Origin of the sequence: Leisingera sp. ANG-M6 (genome assembly GCF_000813905.1) — a bacterium.
Lineage (GTDB): Bacteria > Pseudomonadota > Alphaproteobacteria > Rhodobacterales > Rhodobacteraceae > Leisingera.
Genome location: NZ_JWLG01000007.1, coordinates 14,681 through 35,716, shown reverse-complemented (window position 1 = coordinate 35,716; position 21,036 = coordinate 14,681). Strand labels below are relative to the sequence as shown.

Sequence of the window (21,036 nt, the reverse complement as noted above, 5' to 3'; positions counted from 1 at the left end):
GACGCCAGACATGAACCTCTTTACCGATATCCGCACGCTTGTGATTGACAGCCTGACCGCCATGACCGGCGAAGGCGCGCTGCCCGAGGGGCTCGATTTTGCCAATGTGGCGGTGGAGCCGCCGCGTGATGCCGCTCATGGCGACATGGCAACAAATGCGGCAATGGTGCTGGCCAAGCCCGCCAAGATGAAGCCGCGCGACATTGCCGAGGCGCTGGCGGCCAAGCTGGCCGCGGATGAGCGGATCACCTCGGCTGAGGTTGCAGGCCCCGGTTTCCTCAACCTGCGGCTGGCCCCCGGCGTCTGGCAGGCGGTTCTGAAATCAGTCCTGGACGCAGGCACGGATTTCGGCCGCTCGGACATGGGCGCGGACAAGCGCGTGAACGTGGAGTATGTCTCTGCCAACCCGACCGGTCCGCTGCATGTGGGCCACACCCGCGGCGCGGTCTTTGGTGATGCGCTGGCGGCGCTGCTGGCCTATGCCGGTTATGACGTCACCCGCGAATACTACATCAACGACGGCGGCGGCCAGGTCGATGTGCTGGCGCGCTCTGTCTACCTGCGCTACCTGGAGGCGCACGGTCAGGAAGTGGCCTTTGCTGACGGCACCTATCCGGGCGACTATCTGGTCCCGGTGGGGCAGGCGCTGAAGGACAAGGTGGGCGATGCCTATGTCGGCAAGGGCGAAGACGTCTGGCTGGCAGAGGTGCGCGAGTTCTCCACCGATGCGATGATGGAACTGATCCGCGAGGACCTGGCCCAGCTCGGCATCAAGATGGACAAGTTCTACTCCGAGAAGTCGCTCTATGGCACCGGCAAGATCGAGGCGGCGCTGGCCAGCCTGGAATCCAAGGGGCTGATCTACCAGGGCGTGCTGGAGCCGCCGAAGGGCAAGAAGCCCGACGATTGGGAGCCGCGCGAGCAGACCCTGTTCAAATCCACCGACCACGGCGACGACGTGGACCGGGCGGTGAAGAAATCCGACGGTTCCTGGACCTATTTCGCGCCGGATATCGCCTATCACTTCGACAAGGTGGAGCGCGGCTTTGACGAGCTGATCGACATTTTCGGCGCCGACCATGGCGGTTATGTCAAGCGGATGAAGGCCGCCGTTTCGGCGCTCTCCGACGGCAAGGTGCCGCTGGACATCAAGCTGTGCCAGCTGGTCAAGCTGTTCAAGGACGGCCAGGAATTCAAGATGTCCAAGCGGGCAGGGACCTTTGTCACCCTGCGCGATGTGGTGGATGCAGTGGGCGCCGACGTCACCCGCTTCATGCTGCTCACCCGCAAGAACGACCAGGGCTTTGACTTCGACCTCGACAAGGCGCTGGAGCAGTCCAAGGACAACCCGGTGTTCTACGTGCAATACGCCAACGCGCGGATCTGCTCGACCCTGCGCAAGGCAGAGGAGCAGGGGATCGCTGCGGACGACGCCGCCCTGAATGCTGCCGACCTGAGCCTGATCGCCGATCCGGCGCAGCTGGCTGTGGCCAAGAAGCTGGCCGAATGGCCGCGCCAGGTGGAAATCGCCGCCCGCACCCATGAACCGCACCGGGTGGCCTTCTATCTCTACGATCTCGCGTCTGAGTTGCACGGACTGTACCACCTCGGCAAATCGAACGAAGGTTTACGATTTGTTAATGAAAGCAGCCAATCGGCAACACATGCGAATTTGGCGCTGGCGCGGGCCGTTTCCGTTGTCATTTCCGCAGGTCTTGGTATTCTTGGCGTGAAACCGGCAGAAGAGATGCGATAACCAAAGGGGCCTGCCCCCTGAGGGAATAAATCACACATTCCGCCGGACTGAGGCAGTTCAAGAGACTTGGGGCGCAGCACCACCTTAGGTGCTGCCGAACCGGGCAGTGAGGCGGACAATGGCGTATTTTGCGCAGGCGGGCCAGGGCCACGCCTATTCACAGGGCGATGGCCGGCAGCAGGACACCGCAGCTGGCGGCTCTTACGGGCAGCAGTACTCCGATCAGACCTATGCAGGGCAGCAGTATACCGGGCCTGGCGCTGAACCAGCCTATGGCTATGAAGACCCGGCCTATGGCTATCAGTCAGAGGGGCAGGGCTACGGCGCGGATGAGTACGCGGCCTATGCCGCGGCGCCTGCGGGGCTGCGGGCGCGGTTTTCCAAATCCTTGAGCATTCTGGGCGCGGTGGCCTCCATCGCGCTGGTCGCGGGCGTCGGCTTCTGGGGCTACAAGCTGGTGATGCGCGACGTCAGCGGTGTGCCGGTGGTGCGTGCCGCCGAAGGCCCGATGCGTGAACAGCCCGCAAACCCGGGTGGCAGCCAAGCCGACCATCAGGGGCTGGCCGTGAACGCAGTGGCCGCCCGCGGCAGCGCCGAGGCGCCCGCCGACCGGCTGACCCTGGCGCCCTCTGCGATTGAACTTACAGAAGACGACAAACCGCTGCCGGAACTGGCGGCAGAGGCCGCGCCGGTTGCGGACGTGCCCGCCGCCCCGGCAGAACCGGAGGCCCCAGCAGCCCTTGGCGCCGAGACAGGTGTCAGCGAGGAGGCAGTGGCGTCCTTTCAGAACGGCGATATCGATGCGCTGGTGGCGGAGCTTGCGCGCGAGGCCGAGGATGTTTCCGCGGCGGTGCCTGCCTCGGCGGCGGCGCCTGCAATTGTGCAGCCGGAACCGCTGCAGCCTGCGCTGGCCGCTGCCACGGTTTCTCCGGCGCTGCTGAATGCGCCCGGCGTCAAGGTCTCGCTGCGGCCCTCGGCCCGGCCCGCACGGTTCAGCCCGGCTCCGGCCGCTGCCGCGCCGGCAGCGCGTGCCGGAACCGTGGATGTGGACCCGGCAACCCTGGCGGCCGGCACCCGTCTGGCGCAGCTGGGCGCCTATGAAAGCCCCGAGGTGGCGCGCGCCGAATGGGACCGCATCAGCGCCCGTTTCCCGGAGTATCTGGAAACCAAGCAGCGGGTGATCCAGCGCGCCGAAAGCGGCGGCCGCACCTTCTACCGGCTGCGGGCGATGGGCTTTGACGGGCTGTCGGATGCGCGCAGGTTCTGCTCGGCGCTGGTTGCAGGCAATGCCGATTGCATTCCGGTAACCACCCGGTAACAGTACAGATGGCAGACTAGTGTTCCGCCCGGCCCGCGAGGCCGGGCAGCGCCCGTCCCGCCCCCCACGGGGCGGGCGCTTTGCACCCTCCCCGCCGGGCCGGGCGCAGCCCTTTTTGTCACTGACTGGGGGAGCGCGAACACCAGGGGGCAATCATGACCTACGGAGCCACGATCCTTGATGCCGAGGGCCTGCGGCTGAGTGCAGATGAAAAGGCGTTCTTCCGTGATGCGGATCCCTTCGGCTTCATCCTGTTTGCCCGCAATCTGGAAGACGTTGAGCAGATCCAGGCCCTGTGCAACGACTTCCGCGAGGCGGTGGGCCGCAATTGCCCGATCACCATCGATCAGGAGGGCGGCCGGGTGCAGAGGCTGCACAAGCCGCTGGCGCGCAACTGGCGCCCGCCGCTGGAGCATGTGCAGCTGGCCGGCGAGGACGCCGTCCGTGCCATGTATCTGCGCTACCGTCTGATTGCGCATGAGCTGCACACCCTGGGCATCGACAGCAATTGCGCCCCGATCGCTGACATCGCCTATGCGGAGACTCACGAATTCCTGCGCAACCGGTGTTATGGCACCAGTGCCGCAACCGTGGCGCGGATTGCCCGTGCGGTGGCCACCGCGCATCTGGACGGCGGTGTGCTGCCGGTGCTGAAACACATCCCCGGCCACGGCCGCGCCACCGCCGACAGCCACCTGGACCTGCCGCATGTGGCCAGCCACCCGGAAATGCTGGAGGAAGGCGATTTTGCCGCCTTTGCGGCACTCAATGACCTGCCGCTGGGGATGACCGCGCATCTGGTCTATGACGCCTATGACGACCGCCCGGCCACAACCTCGCCGGTGATGATGCGGCTCATTCGGGAACGCATCGGCTTTGACGGGCTGATTATGACCGACGATATCTCGATGAAGGCGCTGCAGGGCTCGCTGGCCGGCAACGCCCACGCCTCGATCGAGGCAGGCTGCGATGTGGTGCTGCTGTGCAATGCCTCGCTGGAGGAACGGATCGCCGTGGCTGAGGCCGCAGGCACCATGAGCGAAGCGGCACAGACCCGCGCAGAGCGCGCGCTGGAGGCCCGCCGCGCGCCTGTTGCCCTTGACATTATGAGCGCTGAAAGAGAACTTGCCGCCCTCATGGGCGGGCAGGTGTATGGCTGAGCAGACACTTTTTTCAGAAGCGGACACGAGCGTAGAGGAACGGCTGGCGGCCGAGGCCCTGATCGTGGACGTGGACGGGTTCGAAGGCCCGCTCGACCTGCTGCTGACGCTGTCGCGCACGCAGAAAGTCGATTTGCGCAAGATCTCGGTGCTGGAGCTGGCAAAACAGTACCTGGCTTTTGTCGAGAAGGCCAAGGAACTGCGCATTGAGCTGGCCGCCGATTATCTGGTGATGGCGGCCTGGCTGGCGTTCTTGAAATCCCGCCTGCTGCTGCCGCCGGACCCGGAAGAAGAGGGGCCGTCCGGTGAGGAACTGGCCGCCCACCTGGCATTTCAGCTCGAACGTCTGCAAGCAATGCGCGACGCCGCCGCACGGCTGATGGGGCGCGACAGGCTGGGCCGCGACTTCTTTGCCCGCGGCGAGGAAGAGAGCGTCGCCCGGATCAAGACCGTGACCTATACCGCCAACCTCCTGGATCTGATGCAGGCCTATGCCCGCATCCGCACCAAGGAGGATTTCCGCCCCTTCGTGATGGACCGCGACTCGGTCTTCACCATGGAGGAAGCGCTTGACCGCATGCGGCATTTGCTGGGTTTCACTGGCGACTGGACCGACCTGATCAGCTATCTGCCGGACGGATGGCACAGCGATCCGGTCAAGCGCCGTTCAGCGACTGCGGCGACCTTTGCCGCCTCGCTGCAGCTGGTCAAGGAAGGCAAGGCAGAGCTGCGGCAGAGCGAAACATTTGCGCCCATTCAGCTGCGCAGCCTCGACGAGGATACCTGATGGAAGATCAGATCATGGACGCGGCCAGCAGCTCTGGCCGGACCGAGAACGACACCCTGTTTGACGCACCGCCCATGGCAGAGCAGGAGCGGATGGTGGAGGCGGTGCTGTTTGCCAGCGCCGAGCCCGTTACCTTACGCGACCTGGAAGGCCGCATGCCGCCCGGCTGCAACCCGCGCGAGGCGCTGGAGCATCTGCGCAAGCGCTATGAGGGGCGTGGTGTGCGCGTCGTGCGCCTGGGTGATGCCTGGGCGATCCGCACCGCTCCGGACCTTGGCTTCCTGATGCAGAAGGAAACTACCGAGCTGCGCAAGCTGAGCCGCGCCGCGATCGAAACCCTGGCCATTGTCGCCTATCACCAGCCGGTGACACGGACGGAGATCGAGGAAATCCGCGGTGTGTCGGTGTCGCGCGGCACCATCGACCAGCTGATGGAAATGGACTGGATCCGCCTCGGCCGCCGCCGGATGACACCGGGTCGGCCGGTGACCTTTGTGGTGACGCCGGATTTCCTGGACCATTTCGGACTGGAAAGCGCCCGCGACCTGCCGGGCCTCAAGGAACTGCGTGCCGCGGGCCTCTTGGAGAACCGGCCGCCGCCGGGCAGCCTGCCGCTGGGGCAGGGCGGCGACGAGGACGACGAGGCGGAAGAACAGGCGGAACTGTTCGAGGAGTGACGCCTCCGTGGCCTCGAGCGCCCGGAAATTGCCGCATTACTCTTCTACGGTGGCAGGCAAGCGAAGGCAGAGGACTGAGGCCATGAATGCGAACTGGATTATCCGCATGGTGCTGCGCCGCCTGATCGGGCGCGTGGTTAATGCCGGGCTGCGCCGCGCGGCGCAACACGGTGCGCAGCGGCTCGGCAAGAGCAAAGGGCCGGCACCGGGGTTCGGAGCCGGCCCCAGCCCGCAGCGCAAATTCCGCAATGCAAGGTCACGCATTCCCAAGGTCAAGTAGCGGAACCGGCAGGCAGCGCACCGCCGGGCTTTCGCCGGAGGCTAAGCGCCTCAGCCGCGCCGCTGAGCGCTAGGAAGGCCGATAGCCCCAGGCAGCCCGCCAAACCCCATCCTGCGAACAGCAGCCCGCCCGCAAAAGGCGCCGCAAAGACGCAGAGATAGGTGACGGTGCTGTACAGCCCCATGATGGCACCGCGCTGCGCAGGCTCCAGCGCCGTAAGGCGCGCCACCAGCAGGTTGAGGGCAAGATGCTGGAACATGCCCCAGACCAGGGCCGCCCCCAAGAGTAGCAGGTATTGCGGTGCCACCGCCATCATCAGCAGGTAGCTGGCTGTGACCGCCAGCAGCACCGGCGCAGTGGCGCGGGCCAGTCCCAGCCGGTCCAGCAGAGGATCCAGCAGCACCGCGAGGCCAAAGCCGATGCCGTAGAACAGCGGCAACAGGCCCGCCTGCGTGGTGCTGAGGCCAAGCGCTTGGGTGATATGGGCGCCAGTGAAGAAATAGCTGCTGTAAAACCCCATCATCAGAAGCGCGGTTGCCAGCAGGCCGCGTGCGATCCCCGTCACCCGCAGTGCTGTCAATGGCGAAGTGGCCTGGCCGCTGGGGCTGCCCGCGGCGCGCATTTGGGCCGAAGCGCCCCACAGCAGCAGCGCCACGCCCGCCAGCGTGCCATAGACCGCGCGCCAGCCCGCGAGATCGGTGGCCCAGGCGCTGACGCTGACACCCAGCACCATCGACACCGTCCAGCCCGCCAGCACATAGCCCAGCACCCGCGCCTCGCGTCCCTTGGGGGCTATCACCATTGCCAGCGTGTAGATCGAGGGCAGGGCGGCCCCCGCCGCCAGCCCGCAGACCGCCTGCGCGGCCATCAGTGTCCAGACATCCGGTGCTGCGGCGCTGGCGCCCAGCCCGGCCCCAAGCAGCAAGAGCGCGGCACGCATCAGCCGCCCGGCGCCGATCCGGTCTCCGAGCGGTGCGAGCAGCAGCGCCGCCGCCGCAACCCCCAGCCCATAGGCGCTGGCGGCCCGCATCACCTCTGCCGTGGTGGCATTCAGCGTCTGGCTGACCGCCGTCACCACCGGCGACAGCAGTAGGGAGTTCGCGCCAATTACGCCAATGGCGCTCATCAGGATCAGAATCGGGGTTCGCATGGGTTTACCTTGAAGAATGTTCAGGTATCTTTGCTAAGTACTGAATGATGTTCTGTGAAGGGCGGGCGGAAATGGTCAGGGAAAAAACAGATGAGGTTCGGAGGAACGGCGGCGCTGCCCGTGTTCTCGACGCTTTGGACCGAAAAATATTAGGCGCGCTGAGCGTCGATGCGACGCTCTCCTACGCCGCCATCGGCCAGGAAGTGGGCCTCTCGGCGCCCGCAGTGCATGAGCGGGTGAAGCGGCTCAGGGCCTCTGGCGCGATCCGGGCGACGGTGGCGCAGCTGGACGGGCCTGCTGTGGGCAAGCCGATGCTGGCCTTCATCCATGTGGACACGGTCGGCTGGGGCAAGACGGCGGAACTGATGTCGCTGGAGGCCTGGCCGGAGGTGGAGGAGATTCACACTGCCACCGGCGACACCTGCCTGATCCTCAAGGTGCGGGTGGCGTCTCCGCATGCGCTGGAGGGGCTCTTGGCCCGCATCTATGACGTCGAGGGGGTGCGCGGAACCCGCACCTATATGACGCTCTCCACCCATCTGGAGCGCACCGTGCAGGCCGGGGTCAGCGCGGAGCTGGAAGAGGATTTATATATCAAGCGTTGAGGGCGCGGTGAAGTAACGGATCTATCGCCTGGCCGAAGGCCGGGCAGCGCCCGTCCGGCCCCCGTCAAACCGGAGGTTTGCCTCCGGCAAAACGGGCGAGCGCTTCGCTTCCTGCCCCGCCGGGCCGGGCGCAGCCGTTAGCTGCAGATGATTACTCCGGCGTCTTGAAATGCTTCGACAGTTTCAGCCCCTGGCCCTGATAGTTGGAGGCAATGCCCGCACCATAGAGCTGCTCCGGCACCTCGGCCATCTTCTCATAGACCAGGCGGCCAACCACTTGGCCGTGCTCCAGCACAAACGGCGCCTCGTGGCAGCGCACTTCCAGCACCCCGCGGGAGCCGGTGCCGCCGGCGGCGTCATGGCCGAACCCGGGGTCGAAGAAACCGGCGTAATGCACCCGGAATTCACCGACCATCGCCAGATAGGGGGCCATCTCCGCCGCATAGGCGGGCGGGATATGCACCGCCTCGCGGCTGACCAGGATGTAAAACGCACCGGGGTCCAGGATGATGCGGCCGTCCCTGGTGCGCACCTCTTCCCAGTATTCCTGCGGATCGTATTCGCCGATCCGGTCCAGGTCGATCACGCCGGTGTGCGGTTTAGCGCGGTAGCCGACCAGATCGGTGCCGGGCAGCTTCAGATCGACGGAGAAGCCAAGGCCGTCCTCGATCACAGCCTCGCCATCCACCAGCGGCGAGCCGGCGTGCAGCATCTTCAGCTCCGCGTCCGACAGCACCGCCTGGCCAGTGCGGAACCGGATTTGGTTGAGTCGCATGCCGGGGCGCACCAGCACCGAAAAGGAGCGGGGGCAGATTTCTGCGTAAAGCGGGCCGGTGTAGCCGGGCTTGATGCGGTCAAACTCCTCACCGCCATCGGTGATGGTGCGGGTCAAAAGGTCCAGCCGCCCGGTGGAGCTTTTGGCGTTGGCGACGGCAGAGACATCATCCGGCAGCGCCAGCCCTTCCATCAGCGGCACCACGTAGACGCAGCCCTTTTCCAGCACCGCGCCGTTGCTCAGGTCGATCCGGTGCATCTCAAACTCGGTCAGCCGGTCGGAAACGCTGCGGCCCTGGCCCGCCAGGAACGAGGCCCGCACCCGGTAGGCCACATTGCCGAGGCGCAAATCAAGGCTGGCGGGCTGCACCTGGCCCTCCACCAGCGGCGTGCTGACGGTGATCTCCCCGCGCTCCAGCATTGTTTCGATGGTCTGGCTGGGCAATACGCCTGTCATGTCCTGTCCCCCTCCGCGCCGGCTTTGCGGCGATGCTGGCCCAAACGGGGCCGGTTCGCAATCCCAGTTCGCAACCGGCAAAGCCTTGCGCTGGATACGAAAACGCCCGGGTGCGTGAACACCCGGGCGTTTTTCATATGGTCGGGCTAGCAGGACTCGAACCTGCGACCTTCCGTCCCCCAGACGGACGCGCTACCAGGCTGCGCCATAGCCCGTTGCAAAGCCTTCTAACCGTTTTCGCAGCAGGGGCAAGAGGGGGCAGCAAGATTTTTTGCGGCCCTGCAAAGAAATTCAGCAGCCAGAAGCAGTTGCCGGGGCAGACACAGACGGCATCCGTTTCCCGGCGCGGGAAACGGCTCGGAAATCACGTGATTTCCGGGCCGGAATTCGCGCCGAATTCCGGCTTCAGGGCCTGTTCTGAACAAAAGCGCGCAGTTCATCGGCGCAGGCGGCAATGCCCGCCAAAGACTGCGGCGGCAGGCTGCAGGTTTCGGCCAGAAGCGTCAGGATGCCGGGCTGCACCGGGGCAGGGACGGCGGCTTCTTCGTCTGCCGCAGGCTGCTGTTCGGACATGTCCGCCGGTTCAGGTTCCGTTAGTGCCTCTGTCTGCTGTTCCGCACTCTCTGCCAGCGCAGGCTCCGTCTCTGCATCGGTCAGGGCATCTGCCTGCATATCCGGCTCTGCTTCCGCGAACACATCCGGCTGGGCATCTTGTCCGGCTTCCGCAAGAACCTCCGCTTCGCCGTCGTCCTGCGCGTCGTCCCCGCCGCCGTTGAAGCCGGTCGCGAATTCCAGCGCGTCCACCTGACGGGCAGCTTCGTCCAGATCATGCGGCGGGAAGGCTGCGGCGGGATCAGAGGGCTGATCTTCCTCCGGCTCTGGCGCTGCTTGCACGGACTCTTCTGCGGAAACGGCGAAGTCCAGCGGCTCCTCGGGCTGCAGTCCTGCAGCTGCAACCAGCGTGTCTTCTGCGGGCTCGGGCTCTGCCTGAGGCTCCGGCTCTGCCTGAGGCTCCGGCTCCGCCACGGGTTCAACTGCGGGGGCAGCCTCCTCTGTGAACTCAGCCGCAGCGGAAGCGGTATCCGTTTCGGGGTTCTGAACGGCGTCCTGCATTTCTTCTGCTGCAGACAGTCCGGCGGCTGCGGGCACTCCGGCGGCTGCGGGCACTCCGGCGGCAGTGCTGTCCTGCGCGAAGTTTTGCGGTTCCGCGGCCAGGTCCTCAGCGGGGGCTGATTCCGCCACGTCCAGGTGCTCCTGACCGCTCAGCGGCGCGATAGCCTCCAGCGGAGCAGGTGCCGTATCGGGGGCTGGGTCTGCTGCCACTTCCTGGCCAGTTTCCTGCGCATCCTCGTGCAGCTGTTGCGCAGCCGCAGGTGGTGTCTCGGCCGCGGCAGGATCCTCTGTGGAAAGGGTTTCCGCCTCTTCCTCCGGTTCGGGCAGATGTTCCTGTCCGGTCAGGGGGGCGATCTCTTCCAGCGGTGAGGGCTGAGATTCGGGGGTGGTCCCTGCGGCAGCCTCTGGCGCGGTTTCCAAAGTTGCTTCCGCGGCTTCCGGCGCGGCCGCAAGCGCTTCCTCCGCAGGAGCGGGTGCGTCTGCAAAGGTTTCCTGCAGCTCCTCTGCGCCGTCAGCCGTTTCAGGCGCGGGTTCAGGGTCCGCGGCGGCCTCCGTCAGCTCCGGGGCCGGCGAATTCTCTTCAATGGCGGCCGGCTCTGCGGCGGCCTGATCCGCAAAAAGATCCTGCGGTGCCTGGCCGGTGGGCTCGGCCGGCCGTTCCGGGGCGGAATCACCCTCATGCAGAGCGGCTGCCGCAGCGGTTTCCTGTGTCTGAACCTGAGATGCAGATGCCTCATCGGGCATCACAGCGTCCGCTGCACCGGACAGCGGTTCCAGGGCTGCTTCAGACGCTGGCTGCGATGGCTCAGGCTGATCCTCAAATGGTGCGGAAGTTGCAGGCGCGGGCGTTTCGGGTGCCTCCGGGGCGCCGTCCTGAGTGTCCAAACCTGTTGCTGCGGTTGCAGGCGGTTCTGCCTCTGCGCCGGATGGTTCCCCTGCAGGGGCCGCTGGCGTCCCGCCGGAGGGGGCAGTGCTGCCTCCCGCTGCGGGTGGAGCCAGATCCATCTGCATTTGCGGCGCAGCGGCAGCTTCGGGCCGCGGGGAAGCGGGGGCTGGCTCCGCGGATGCGGAGGCCGGAGGGGCAGCGTCTGCACCGGAGGCTTGCGGGAAACCAACCACATTGCTGTCTTCGGGGGGGGCTTCGGACGCGGCCTCGGCGCTTTGCTCCAGCGACTGATCCCAGTCATCGCCCAGCTTGTCCGCGGGCGGCGGCGCCTCAACAACAGGCTCTTCCTCGCCGTCCAGCGGATGCGACAGGCTGGCGACATGGGCCACGCCCTGCTCGCGCAGCAGTGCCTGCACTTCCTTGATCGACAATCCGTCGACGTGCAGCAGTTTCCTGATCCCGCCCAGCAGCTGCATGTCCGCAGGCCGGTAATAGCGCCGCCCGCCGGCGCGCTTTACAGGTTTTACCTGGGTGAACTTGCTCTCCCAGAAGCGCAGAACATGCGCCTGCACGTCCAGCCAATCCGCAACTTCACTGATGGTGCGGAAGGCGTCCGGTGATTTCGACATGGCTTAATTGGTCCCGTTACTTACGGTTGCCGTCTGCCACGCGGTCTTTCATCAGGTGGGAGGGCCGGAAGGTCAGCACGCGGCGCGGCTGGATCGGCACTTCTTCGCCCGTCTTCGGGTTGCGCCCGACCCGGGCCGACTTGTCCCTTACGCTGAAGGTGCCGAACGAGGAAATCTTAACCTGTTCACCGCGCACCAGGGCATCCGACATATGCTGCAGCATGCTTTCTACCAGCTGTGCGCTTTCGTTGCGCGACAGGCCGACTTCCCGGAAAACAGCTTCACTCAAATCCATTCTTGTCAGTGTTTTTTCGCCCATACCAATCCCCGTTGTTTGCCAAAGCATAGGGCGGAGGGAATTTCCCTGTCAATATCAATGAATTGCACCGGGGTATTCGGGCGGAAATTAGAGCTGCGCGGTTACCAGCGCAGCACAACTGCTCCCCAGGCCAGGCCGCCGCCGATGGCCTCAGTCACGATCAGATCGCCTTCCTTGATCTGGCCGCGTTCCTTGCCGACCGACAGGGCCAGCGGGATGGAGGCGGCGGAGGTATTGCCGTGATCCTGCACGGTAACCACCACGTTGTCCATGCTGAGGCCCATTTTCTTGGCTGTGCCCTGGATGATGCGGATGTTGGCCTGATGCGGCACGATCCAGTCGACATCCGCTGCAGACAGGCCTGCACGGTCCAGCGCGGTGTTGGCGGTGGAGGCGAGTTTTTCGACCGCGTGGCGGAACACCTGATTGCCCTGCATCCGCAGATGGCCGGTGGACTGGGTCGACACCCCGCCGTCCACGTACAGCAGGTCCTTGTAGCGGCCGTCGGAGTTGAGGTCGGTCGCCAGGATGCCGCGGTCCGCATTGGTGCCGGGCTGTTCCTGCGCTTCCAGCAGCAGCGCCCCGGCACCGTCGCCGAACAGCACACAGGTGCCGCGGTCGGTCCAGTCCATGATCCGGCTGAAGGTCTCTGCGCCGATCACCATCACCCGGTTTGCCTGGCCCGAAGCGATCAGAGCGCTGGCATTGCTGAGCGCATAGACAAAGCCCGCGCAGACCGCCTGCACGTCAAAGGCAAAGCCTTTTGTCATGCCCAGCTTGGATTGCACCATGGTGGCGGCGGAAGGGAAGGTGAGGTCGGGGGTGGAGGTGGCCACAACAATGGCATCCACATCATCCGCGGTCAGGCCCGCGTCCGCCAAAGCGCGTTCAGCTGCCTTGGCGGCCATATCCGATGTGGTCTCTCCCTCAGCGGCAAAATGGCGGCGTTCGATGCCGGAGCGGCTGCGGATCCATTCGTCCGTTGTGTCCAGCGTGGCTTCGAATTCCGCGTTTTCAACCACCCGTTCGGGGAGATAGTGTCCTGTGCCAACAACTACCGCGCGTCGCGTCATCCGTCTGCCTGCCTATTTTCAGTCTTTTTCGGTGGCCGCCCGCATCTCGCGGGGGGCAGTATTATCTTGGGTATGCAGGCCGGCAGATGCAACCCGCGCGGCCAGCTTTTCGGCGAATCCGTGCTGTGCCAGCCGGAACGCCAGCTTGACTGCAGCGGAGACGCCCGTGGCATCAGCGCCGCCGTGGGATTTCACCACCGTGCCGTTGAGGCCCAGGAACACGCCGCCGTTGACGCGGCGCGGGTCCATCCGCTTGGACAGCCGTTTCAGCGAGGTCATCGCCAGAACCGCGGCAATCTTGGACAGGAACGAGTACCCGAACGCCTCGCGCAATGCGGTGCGCATCAGGCTGGCGGTGCCTTCGCCGGTCTTGATTGCCACATTGCCGGTGAAACCATCGGTCACGATCACATCGGCAATATCGCCGGGAATGTCGCTGCCCTCGACAAAGCCGACAAACTCGTAATTCGCCTGCCCGGCTTGGTCTGAGATAAGCCCGAAGGCCTCCTTCAACTCGGCGCGGCCCTTGTGTTCTTCGGTGCCGACATTCAGCAAGCCCACGCGGGGGCGGATGATGTCCATCGAGTTGCGCACGTAAGACGTGCCCATCAGGGCAAATTGCAGCAGATCCTCTGCATCCGCCTTCACGTCGGCGCCGACATCCAGCATCACGTTGAAGCCTTGCGGGTTCAGCGAGGGCCAGAGGATCGCAATGGCGGGCCGGTTGACGCCCGGCAGCTTGCGCAGGCGCAGCATCGACAGCGCCATCAGCGCGCCGGTGTTGCCGCAGGAGACGGCGCCCGAGGCCTCGCCGTTCTTGACCGCATCCAGGGCCGACCACATCGAGGTGCCCTTGCCGTTGCGCATCACCTGGGAGGGTTTATCCTCCATGGTGACCACATCGCGGACGTCACGGATCTCGACGCGGCCTTTCAAGGCGCGCTTCTTGGCAACCAGCGGTGTCAGCTGATCCGCGGGCCCGTGCAGGATAAACCCGATATCCGGGTTCTTTTCTGCAGACATGGCAATGCCGGCCACCACAACTGCGGGGCCGGCGTCTCCGCCCATGGCGTCAACAGAAATAGTGATGCGGCCGGCTTTTGCCTGATTTTGATCGGGTTTACCCGTCATGCGAAAGCCTGCCTGGCATCAGGATCCTGTCCGTGGCTTACGCCGCGTCCTCGTCGATCTCGATCTCGTCAGCCGCTGCGACGATTTCCTTGTCGTCGTAATGGCCGCAGGAGGGGCATACGTGGTGCGGGCGCTTCAGCTCGCCGCAGTTGCCGCATTCGTTCGGGTTCGCAGCAACCAGTGCATCGTGCGCGCGGCGGTTGTTGCGGCGCGATTTGGATACTTTGTTCTGTTGGACGGCCATGTCTCAACCTTTGTCTGTTTGGGCCTTGGGGCCATCCCCGCGGCGCGATTGCATTCTGTTCGATCAGTCTGACGTGCGTTTAGGCGTCTGCCCAAGCATTGTCCAACCAAAAATTCCGATGAGCGCGCGAAAATACTGCGAATCTCCGCTGGCGCAAGCTGTTTTTTACGGCAGGCAGAAGGGCGGCGCCAGAGGCGATTTTCTGCGCTGCAAAAATTCTGCCCTCAGTCCTCATCTTTCAGCTGGCCGCGCAGCGCGGCAAGGCCCGCGAAAGGCCGGGTGTCCTCGTCCCGCATCGGCTGTACGCCATCCTCGGCATAAACGGCTTCGCCGAGTTCTGCGCCGTCCTTGCGCGGATAGGCGGGGATATGCAGTGCCAGCGCCTCAGCCATCACGGCAGCCGGGTCGATGTGTGTGCCCAGCGGTTCGATGCTGTCATCTTCGGGCATTTCGACCTCGGCACCTTCCGGGGTCTCAACGCGGGCTAGGTAGGTGATCTCCACCTGTTCCTCGATCCGGGTGGTGACCGGCTCCAGCGTCACCACGCAATCCTGCACCACGGTGGCGCCCAGGCGGCCGGTCAGTTTCCAGTCCTTCTTGCCCATCGCCTTGATTTCACCGGTGAAGCGCAGTTTGCGCACTGCGTTCACCCCCATTTCCGCCGCAAGCGCGGTCAGGGTGTCCTTGTCCGGGATGATTTCAAAGGCAGTCGGGGTGTTCTGAGGCAGGTCCGCGACCCGCAAAGCGGTGCTGTCAGACATATTCGGGGACTTTCGTTTCTTGAACCGGAGGCGGTCATTAGGTAATCGGGTTAAAAGACGTATTCAAGCCGCCGGTCATGGCGGCAGGCTGGGGGGCAGTCATGGTTGCAAAGGCATTTCACTTCAAGGCCGTTTTGCGCGGCGCAGTATTTGCGGCGGCAGGGCTGGCACTGGCGGCCTGCACGTCCGTCTACCGCAAGCACGGCTATGTGCCGTCGCCGCATCAGCTGGCCGAAGTGGTGCCGGGCATCGACACACGGGATTCGGTGGCGGAAACCATCGGCATCCCGTCCTCGACCGGCGTGCTGAACGACAGCGGCTATTACTATGTCGCCACCCGGTTCCGCCACTACGGGGCCAAGGCGCCCGAGCCGGTGGCACGCGATCTCGTGGCGATCAGTTTCGACACTTCGGGCGTGGTGCAGGCAATCGAGCGTTACAGCCTGGAGGATGGTAAGGTGGTGCCGCTGGAGCGCCGGGTGACCAGCTCCGGTGTGCAGGACAACACCTTCCTGCGCCAGCTCTTGGGCAACCTGGGCAACTTTGGCCCCGGTCAGCTGCTGAACAACGAATAAGCCGGCTTCACTGCTCTGTCACAGCGCATATGTTATGGGCTGAGCCGGAAAGCTGGAGGCCGCCGTGGCGGAACCTGAGATATTGCTGAGCAAGGGGCGCTACCGTGCCCGGCTTGCTGCGGGTGCCGATGATGTGGCGGCGGCGCAGGCGCTGCGGACGCTGTGTTTCCGGACCGCCGCCGCCGACAGCGACCCCTTTGACAGCCGGTGCACCCATGTTCTGGTGGAGGAAAAGGCCAGCGGCGCGCTGGTCTGCTGTTTCCGGCTGCTGCTGCTGAAGAGCGGCGCGGTGCTGGCGCAAAGCTATTCGGCGCAATTCTATGATCTTTCTGCGCTCCAAAACTTTGCGGGGCGGATGGCGGAGCTGGGCCGCTTTTGCACGCACCCGGAATGGCAGGATCCCGACATCCTGCGTATCGCCTGGGGGGCATTGACGGGCCTTGTAGACGGGCAGGGGGTGCAGATGCTGTTTGGCTGCTCCTCCTTTGCGGGCACCTCGGCCGAGCCCTACAAGGATGCCTTTGAACTGCTGCGGCAGCGGTATCTGGCGCCTGCGCAGTGGCACCCGGCTGAAAGGGCGCCTGAGGTGGTGCGTTTTTCCGCGGAGCCGCCGCGGACGGCAGATGCGAAGAAGGCACTGCAGGTGATGCCGCCCTTGCTGCGGGCCTATCTCGCGATGGGCGGCTGGGTCAGCGGTCATGCGGTGGTGGACCGGCAGATGAACACGCTGCATGTGTTCACCGGCCTTGAGATCGGCACCATTCCTGACGCCCGCAAGCGGCTGCTGCGGGCAGTGGCCGGGTGATTATGAGTATTTTAGGAAAGATGAACGGGGAGCGTTGACGGGATTTGGCCGCCGGGGTAGCTGGCTGGCATGGCACGTATTCCTCTTCTGCAGATGTCCGGCATTTCCCTCACCTTCGGGGGCGATCCGGTTTTTTCAGGTCTTGATCTGGTGGTGCAGCCCGGCGACCGGGTGGCGCTAGTGGGCCGCAACGGCTCCGGAAAATCCACCCTGATGAAAGTAATGGCGGGGATTGTTGAAGCGGACACGGGCGACATCGTGGTGCCGCCGGGCAAATCCGTCGGCTACATGGAGCAGGACCCGAAGATGGAGGGGTTCGCTACCTTAGGCGATTTTGCCGCCAGCGAGCTGGACCCCGGCGAAATGTACAAGGTGGAGCGCGCGGGCGAGGGGCTGAAGTTTGATCCCGCAAGGCCGGTGGAAACCGCCTCCGGCGGCGAGCGGCGGCGCGCGGCCCTGGCCAAGCTGATGGCCGAGGCGCCGGACCTGATGCTGCTGGACGAGCCCACCAACCATCTGGACATTGAGGCAATCACCTGGCTGGAGAATGAGCTCAAAGGCACCCGCGCGGCCTTTGTGCTGATCTCCCACGACCGGGCGTTTCTGCGGGCGCTGACCCGCGCCACCCTGTGGGTGGACCGCGGTGAGGTGCGCCGTCAGGAGAAGGGGTTTGAGCATTTCGAGGCCTGGCGCGACAAGGTCTGGGAAGACGAGGACATGCAGCGCCACAAGCTGAACCGGCTGATCAAGTCGGAAAGCCGCTGGGCGGTGGAAGGCATCTCGGCCCGGCGCAAGCGCAATATGGGGCGCGTCAGGGCGCTGCAGGACCTGAAGGCGGAGCGCGCAGGCCAGATCAAGCGTCAGGGCGCCGCCGAGATGGCGCTGGAGGCGGGCCCCAAGTCGGGCCGCAAGGTGATCGAGGCCGAGGGGCTGAGCAAGGCGTTTGGCGGCAAGGAGATCGTCAGGGATTTCTCACTGAAAGTGCAGCGCGGCGACCGGGTGGCCTTTGTCGGCCCCAATGGCGCGGGGAAAACTACGCTTTTGAAGATGCTGCTGGGGATGGAAGACCCGGATGCGGGTTCTGTGAAGCTGGGCACCAATCTGGAGATCGCCCTGTTCGACCAGACCCGTGACCAGCTGGACGGCGATTCGACCCTTTGGGAGAACCTGACGGCCGATCCGCTGCTCGGCATATCCGGCAAGGCCGATCAAGTGATGGTGCGCGGCCAGCCCAAGCATGTGGTGGGCTACCTGAAGGAGTTCCTGTTCGACGAGCGCCAGGCGCGGGCGCCAGTGCGCTCGCTGTCGGGCGGCGAGAAGGCGCGGCTGTTGCTGGCGCGGCTGATGGCGCGGTCCTCGAACCTGCTGGTTTTGGACGAACCGACCAACGATCTGGATGTGGAGACGCTGGACTTGCTGCAGGAGCTGTTGGACAACTACGACGGCACTGTGCTTTTGGTCAGCCACGACCGGGATTTCCTGGACCGGGTGGCAACCACCACCATTGCCATGGAAGGAAACGGGCGGGCCACGGCCTATGCCGGCGGCTGGAGCGATTACATCGCGCAGCGCGGGCCGCTGGAGGTTTCTGAGAAAGCGGAGAAGGTGAAGCCTGCAAAGGCGAAGCCCAAGCAGGAGAGCCAGCCCAAGGACGGCCTCAGCTTCAAGGAGAAGCACCGGCTGGAGGCGCTGCCTGCGGAGATCGAACGGCTGGAAGCGGAGATCGGCAAGCTGCAGGAGCTGATGAGCGATCCCGAGCTGTTCACCCGCGAACCGGTCAAGTTCAAGAAGGCCACCGAGGCGCTGGTGGAGCGGCAGGAAAAGCTGGCTGCAGCCGAAGAGGAATGGCTGGAGCTGGAGGAGAAGGCTGGGGCCTGAGGCCGGTTCCCCAGTTAGGTCAGTACGCCTGACCAAATGTTTCGCGCGCGAAACATTTGGTCAAGGATGCTGCCGTAAAACTTTGTAATTCATCAGGAAATGTAAATTGGGTGCTAAGCGGGCGGACGCCGCCCTTACCGTTTGGCCACCGGGGCAGCGGGATTGCCGGTGACGGTCTCTCCTGCGGCGACATCCTTGGTGACCACCGCGCCTGCTCCCACAATCGCGCCATCGCCGATGGTGACCCCGGGCAGGATGATGGCGCCGCCGCCGATCCAGACATCTGCACCAAGGGTGACGGGACAGGCAATCTCCAGCCCCTGGGCCCGCAACGCCCTGTTTTTGTGGTGCTGGGCGCAGTAGATCTGCACGTTCGGCCCCAGCATGGTGCCGTCGCCAATGCTGACGGGAGCGGTGTCCAGAATGGTGCAGCCTGCGTTCATGTAGACGTTGTTGCCTAGCCGGATGTTGAGGCCGTAGGCGCAGTGAAACGGCGCCTCGATCAGGCAGTTTTCACCGTGGGCGGCAAAGAGTTTGGCGAGCGGCGGGCTGAGATTCTCAGCCGGATCAGGCAGTGCGCTGTTGTGCTGATGCACCGCAACCCGGGCCTGGTGGCGCAACGCGGAGAGTTCGCTGTCCAGGCAACAGTACCATTCCCCTGCCTGCATTTTCTGCCGTTCGGATTTGTTCATCGGCGCCTCCTGACCCGGAGTGAAGGGCGGGCGGCATCGATTGTCAATTGCGGGTGTGCTCCCGCGCCCGCAGGCGCCCTGGCTTTGCCAAGGCGCCCTTGTGCGGCCTTGGGCCGGGCACCGCTGGTGCGGTGCCCGGCGCGGGCAGAAGCTCAGGCGGTTTGGGTCATCTCATTGAGGGTGAAGGCGGCCACCGCGCCCTCAGTCGCGGTCATATAGGCGGCCAGATGCGGTGCGTTCATGTGCTGCTGCCACAGCTCCCGCGATTCCCAGGTTTCGTAGAACACGAAAAACCCGGGCGTCTGGTTGTCCTGGTGAAGGTCATAGCGGATGCAGCCGTCCTCGGCGCGGGTGATGGGCACCAGCTTTTCGAGTTCAGCTTTGACCAGGGCTTCCTTGCCGGGCTGGGCGGTAATCTGGGCGAGAATTGTCAGGGCCATTTGGGCCTCCTGTTCTTGAGGGATGTGACGGGACGGGATATGGCTGCACGGTGTATTCTGCGCAAGAACGCACATTTTGTGAGGGTAGGTACAAAATGGATACTGTAGATCAGGGCGAAAGCCGGGCCGCACGGTTCGAGACTTACGATTGCAGCGGCGGCTGCCCGGTTGAGGCGGCGCTGGAGCAGATCTCCGGCAAGTGGAAGGGGCTGATCGTCTATCACCTGCTGCCCGGCACCTTGCGGTTCAATGCCCTGGCGCGGGCGCTGGGGGATGTGACGCAGCGCAGCCTGACCAAGCAGCTGCGGGAGCTGGAGGCGGATGGCATCGTGCACCGCAAGGTCTATGCCGAGGTGCCGCCGCGGGTGGAATACAGCCTGACCGGCAAGGGACAGGCGCTGCGCCCGGTGATCGAGGCGCTGGCGGCCTGGGGTGCCGGGCCGGGGAGCTAAGGCAGCGGCTTGGCAAGAAACTCCCGCGGCCGTAGGTGCCCTGGCTGCGCCAAGGCGCCTTTGTGCGGTCGTGGGCCGTTCGTTGCTGCGCAACGCTGAAGGTTTTGCTGAGAAGCGCTTCAGGGGCAGGTTTGCCCTGAAGGCGCGGTATCGAGTGTGTTTGCCGCTGCTTGCGTATCAAGGATGAACCGTGCTGCGCACGGCGGCTGCGCCGTCCTTGACCCGGAATCAGCAGCAGAGGTCAGCGCATGCGCAGGGCGCCGTCTATGCGGATGACCTCGCCGTTGAGGTAGCCCATCTCGACGATGAAGCCGGCGAGACGGCCGTATTCGCGCGGGTCGCCCAGGCGGGCGGGGTTGGGAACGTCGGCGGCCAGCTGCTGCTGCACCTCTTCCGGCAGGCCGGCCAGCATCGGGGTCATGAAGATGCCGGGCGCAATGGTCATCACCCGGATGCCGGAGGACGCGAGATCGCGGGCCATTGGCAGGCACATGCCGGCAACCCCGCCCTTGGAGGCGGCATAGGCGGCCTGACCCTTTTGCCCGTCAAATGCCGCGATGGAGGCGGTGTTGATGATTACGCCGCGGGCGTTGTCCGCGTCGGGGGTGTTCTTGGCGATCTCGACAGCGGCGAGGCGGGCGACGTTGAAGGTGCCGACCAGGTTGATGTCGATGGTGCGCTTGTAGGCATCCAGCGGGTGCGCGCCCTCCTTGCTCACGGTCTTGGCGCCGATGGCGATGCCCGCGCAGTTCACGCAAGCGGTGATCTTGCCCATCTTCTCTGCCGCGTGGGCGATGGCAGCGGAGACCGAGCCTTCGCTAGTTACATCGGTCTGGGCGAAGTGGCCGCCGATTTCCTCTGCCACCTGAGTGCCGCGTTCGGCGTCGCGGTCGAGGATGGTGACCTGAGCGCCTTGTTCGGCGAAATAGCGCGCGGTGGCCTCACCCAGGCCGGAGGCGCCGCCGGTGACGACGGCTGCGGTGTCTGCAAGTTTCATGAGCGGGGCTCCTCCCGGTTATCTGAACATCTGTTCATATAATGGAGAGGCCGGGCACCTGTCCAGCGGGACGGGAC

Annotated in this window: 22 protein-coding genes and 1 tRNA gene; 11 read left to right on the top strand and 12 right to left on the bottom strand. The window is 64.9% G+C overall.

The annotated features are described in order from the left end of the window. The first annotated feature begins 10 nt into the window (after nucleotides 1-10). From argS to RA24_RS04505, 6 genes are all read left to right on the top strand, one after another. The gene (gene argS / locus RA24_RS04530; protein WP_039190165.1) at nucleotides 11-1,756 is read left to right on the top strand and encodes an arginine--tRNA ligase; all 1,746 of its coding nucleotides are present in this window, start codon (nucleotides 11-13) and stop codon (nucleotides 1,754-1,756) included. A gap of 118 nt (nucleotides 1,757-1,874) precedes the next feature. Continuing rightward, nucleotides 1,875-3,074: an SPOR domain-containing protein gene (locus tag RA24_RS04525; protein ID WP_039190162.1), complete on the top strand. Its 1,200-nt coding sequence runs from the start codon at nucleotides 1,875-1,877 to the stop codon at nucleotides 3,072-3,074. A 155-nt stretch (nucleotides 3,075-3,229) separates the two neighbouring features. Continuing rightward, nucleotides 3,230-4,234, top strand: coding sequence for a beta-N-acetylhexosaminidase (gene nagZ, locus RA24_RS04520; RefSeq protein ID WP_039190159.1), 1,005 nt, complete (start codon nucleotides 3,230-3,232; stop codon nucleotides 4,232-4,234). Continuing rightward, complete coding sequence (locus RA24_RS04515; protein WP_039190157.1) at nucleotides 4,227-5,021, top strand: segregation and condensation protein A; 795 nt, start codon at nucleotides 4,227-4,229, stop codon at nucleotides 5,019-5,021. The genes nagZ and RA24_RS04515 overlap by 8 nt, the downstream gene beginning before the upstream one ends. Next, the gene (scpB, locus tag RA24_RS04510; protein ID WP_019296542.1) at nucleotides 5,021-5,698 is read left to right on the top strand and encodes an SMC-Scp complex subunit ScpB; all 678 of its coding nucleotides are present in this window, start codon (nucleotides 5,021-5,023) and stop codon (nucleotides 5,696-5,698) included. Before RA24_RS04515 ends, scpB begins: the two co-directional genes overlap by 1 nt. A gap of 82 nt (nucleotides 5,699-5,780) precedes the next feature. After that, nucleotides 5,781-5,978 carry a hypothetical protein gene (locus RA24_RS04505; protein ID WP_039170658.1) on the top strand — a complete coding sequence of 66 codons (198 nt, stop codon included), beginning with the start codon at nucleotides 5,781-5,783 and terminating at the stop codon, nucleotides 5,976-5,978. Here the strand turns inward: RA24_RS04505 and RA24_RS04500 are convergent. Beyond that, nucleotides 5,971-7,128, bottom strand: a complete 1,158-nt coding sequence (locus RA24_RS04500) for an MFS transporter (RefSeq protein ID WP_052269532.1) — start codon at nucleotides 7,126-7,128, stop codon at nucleotides 5,971-5,973. The two genes, RA24_RS04505 and RA24_RS04500, sit on opposite strands and share 8 nt — an antisense overlap. Nucleotides 7,129-7,172: 44 nt before the next feature. Between RA24_RS04500 and RA24_RS04495 the strand changes: the two genes are divergently transcribed. Beyond that, nucleotides 7,173-7,733 carry an Lrp/AsnC family transcriptional regulator gene (locus RA24_RS04495; RefSeq protein ID WP_241480901.1) on the top strand — a complete coding sequence of 187 codons (561 nt, stop codon included), beginning with the start codon at nucleotides 7,173-7,175 and terminating at the stop codon, nucleotides 7,731-7,733. Between the two features lie 151 nt (nucleotides 7,734-7,884). Here RA24_RS04495 and RA24_RS04490 read toward each other — a convergent pair whose 3' ends face one another. The 8 genes from RA24_RS04490 to RA24_RS04450 all read right to left on the bottom strand — a co-directional run bounded on the left by RA24_RS04490 (nucleotide 7,885) and on the right by RA24_RS04450 (nucleotide 15,120). Further along, complete coding sequence (locus tag RA24_RS04490; protein WP_039190150.1) at nucleotides 7,885-8,964, bottom strand: 2'-deoxycytidine 5'-triphosphate deaminase; 1,080 nt, start codon at nucleotides 8,962-8,964, stop codon at nucleotides 7,885-7,887. A 138-nt stretch (nucleotides 8,965-9,102) separates the two neighbouring features. Then, nucleotides 9,103-9,179: transfer RNA gene (locus tag RA24_RS04485), tRNA-Pro, on the bottom strand. 190 nt (nucleotides 9,180-9,369) lie between these two features. After that, nucleotides 9,370-11,592 carry a MerR family transcriptional regulator gene (locus tag RA24_RS22720; RefSeq protein WP_052269531.1) on the bottom strand — a complete coding sequence of 741 codons (2,223 nt, stop codon included), beginning with the start codon at nucleotides 11,590-11,592 and terminating at the stop codon, nucleotides 9,370-9,372. Between the two features lie 16 nt (nucleotides 11,593-11,608). Beyond that, on the bottom strand, nucleotides 11,609-11,911 hold the full coding sequence (gene ihfA / locus RA24_RS04470) for an integration host factor subunit alpha (RefSeq protein ID WP_008207184.1): 303 nt from the start codon (nucleotides 11,909-11,911) through the stop codon (nucleotides 11,609-11,611). Between the two features lie 101 nt (nucleotides 11,912-12,012). Beyond that, nucleotides 12,013-12,984, bottom strand: coding sequence for a beta-ketoacyl-ACP synthase III (locus tag RA24_RS04465; protein WP_019296536.1), 972 nt, complete (start codon nucleotides 12,982-12,984; stop codon nucleotides 12,013-12,015). 18 nt (nucleotides 12,985-13,002) lie between these two features. After that, nucleotides 13,003-14,115, bottom strand: a complete 1,113-nt coding sequence (gene plsX / locus RA24_RS04460) for a phosphate acyltransferase PlsX (RefSeq protein WP_039190147.1) — start codon at nucleotides 14,113-14,115, stop codon at nucleotides 13,003-13,005. 37 nt (nucleotides 14,116-14,152) lie between these two features. Beyond that, entirely contained in the window at nucleotides 14,153-14,359 is a 207-nt protein-coding gene (gene rpmF, locus RA24_RS04455; protein ID WP_008558107.1) for a 50S ribosomal protein L32, read from the bottom strand. Between the two features lie 224 nt (nucleotides 14,360-14,583). Continuing rightward, entirely contained in the window at nucleotides 14,584-15,120 is a 537-nt protein-coding gene (locus RA24_RS04450) for a YceD family protein (protein WP_039145595.1), read from the bottom strand. Between the two features lie 101 nt (nucleotides 15,121-15,221). Here RA24_RS04450 and RA24_RS04445 point away from each other — a divergent pair, with 101 nt between their 5' ends. The 3 genes from RA24_RS04445 to RA24_RS04435 all read left to right on the top strand — a co-directional run bounded on the left by RA24_RS04445 (nucleotide 15,222) and on the right by RA24_RS04435 (nucleotide 18,378). Further along, nucleotides 15,222-15,695 (top strand): outer membrane protein assembly factor BamE, encoded by a 474-nt coding sequence (locus RA24_RS04445; RefSeq protein WP_029204843.1) that lies wholly within the window; start codon nucleotides 15,222-15,224, stop codon nucleotides 15,693-15,695. A gap of 64 nt (nucleotides 15,696-15,759) precedes the next feature. After that, on the top strand, nucleotides 15,760-16,500 hold the full coding sequence (locus tag RA24_RS04440) for a GNAT family N-acetyltransferase (protein WP_052254172.1): 741 nt from the start codon (nucleotides 15,760-15,762) through the stop codon (nucleotides 16,498-16,500). Nucleotides 16,501-16,569: 69 nt separating this feature from the next. After that, a complete protein-coding gene (locus tag RA24_RS04435; protein WP_082020321.1) occupies nucleotides 16,570-18,378 on the top strand; it encodes an ABC-F family ATP-binding cassette domain-containing protein in 1,809 nt (602 codons plus the stop codon). A gap of 134 nt (nucleotides 18,379-18,512) precedes the next feature. Here RA24_RS04435 and RA24_RS04430 read toward each other — a convergent pair whose 3' ends face one another. Both RA24_RS04430 and RA24_RS04425 read right to left on the bottom strand, forming a co-directional pair. After that, on the bottom strand, nucleotides 18,513-19,070 hold the full coding sequence (locus RA24_RS04430; protein ID WP_039170666.1) for a sugar O-acetyltransferase: 558 nt from the start codon (nucleotides 19,068-19,070) through the stop codon (nucleotides 18,513-18,515). 152 nt (nucleotides 19,071-19,222) lie between these two features. Next, nucleotides 19,223-19,510, bottom strand: coding sequence for a putative quinol monooxygenase (locus tag RA24_RS04425; RefSeq protein WP_039145605.1), 288 nt, complete (start codon nucleotides 19,508-19,510; stop codon nucleotides 19,223-19,225). Nucleotides 19,511-19,605: 95 nt separating this feature from the next. Between RA24_RS04425 and RA24_RS04420 the strand changes: the two genes are divergently transcribed. Then, nucleotides 19,606-19,962 (top strand): winged helix-turn-helix transcriptional regulator, encoded by a 357-nt coding sequence (locus tag RA24_RS04420; RefSeq protein WP_019298567.1) that lies wholly within the window; start codon nucleotides 19,606-19,608, stop codon nucleotides 19,960-19,962. Between the two features lie 241 nt (nucleotides 19,963-20,203). Here RA24_RS04420 and RA24_RS04415 read toward each other — a convergent pair whose 3' ends face one another. Next, the gene (locus RA24_RS04415) at nucleotides 20,204-20,959 is read right to left on the bottom strand and encodes an SDR family NAD(P)-dependent oxidoreductase (RefSeq protein ID WP_039190143.1); all 756 of its coding nucleotides are present in this window, start codon (nucleotides 20,957-20,959) and stop codon (nucleotides 20,204-20,206) included. Between the last annotated feature and the right edge of the window lie 77 nt (nucleotides 20,960-21,036).